This window comes from Streptomyces bobili (assembly GCF_002154575.1).
In the GTDB taxonomy this organism is placed as follows: Bacteria; Actinomycetota; Actinomycetes; order Streptomycetales; family Streptomycetaceae; genus Streptomyces; species Streptomyces bobili.
The window spans coordinates 1-637 of record NZ_MUBA01000834.1 but is presented as its reverse complement, the minus strand read 5'-3'; the positions used below and the strand labels follow the sequence as shown (position 1 = coordinate 637).

At 69.7% G+C, this 637-nt stretch carries 1 protein-coding gene; it reads left to right on the top strand.

The genetic code is table 11. The features are described 5' to 3' along the window. Positions 1-178: 178 nt before the first annotated feature. Positions 179-637: MMPL family transporter (locus tag BZL64_RS38040; protein ID WP_158101595.1), on the top strand; the 459-nt coding region annotated here is incomplete at its 3' end.

The following is a 637-nucleotide window of genomic DNA, read 5'->3' as shown; positions in this document are numbered from 1 at the left end:
CGGCGATCGAGGACGAGGCCCGTCCGCCGATGCGAGGGTCGGGGCGCGGCCCCCAGGTTCAGGAGGCAAGGGGCGGCGGAGGCGAACAGCGTCTGCGGATGCCCGTACCGCCCGCCCGGCGTCTAATGGCCCGTATCGGGTCATCGCGAACCACCTCCCGGCAGCGAAGGCGAAGTCCATGGATTCCAGCGGCGACCCGCGAGGCGGGGCACTGCGGCGGCTCGGCACCTGGTGCGCCCGCCATTTCCTGATCGTCATCATCGGCTGGCTCGTCGCCCTCGTCGCGCTCCAGGTGCTCAGCCGCACGCACGGTGGAACGTACTCGGACGACTTCTCCCTGCCGGGCGCCCAGTCACAGCAGGGCCTGGACGTGCTGAAGAAGCACGACCCGCAGGCCGGCGGCTACGGCAGCCAGATCGTCCTGCACGACGCGAAACAGCCCCTGACCGCGTTGGGCTCCCAGATGTCCACCACGGTCGGCGACCTGGAGAAACTCCCGCACGTGCTGGCGGTGCAGAATCCGCTCACCCAGACCGCCTCGAAGGAAGGACCGGTCTCGGGCGACGGAAAGACCGGCTACATCACCGTCCGCTTCGACGTCCAGCCCTCCACCCTCGAGGACGACTACCTGGACGGC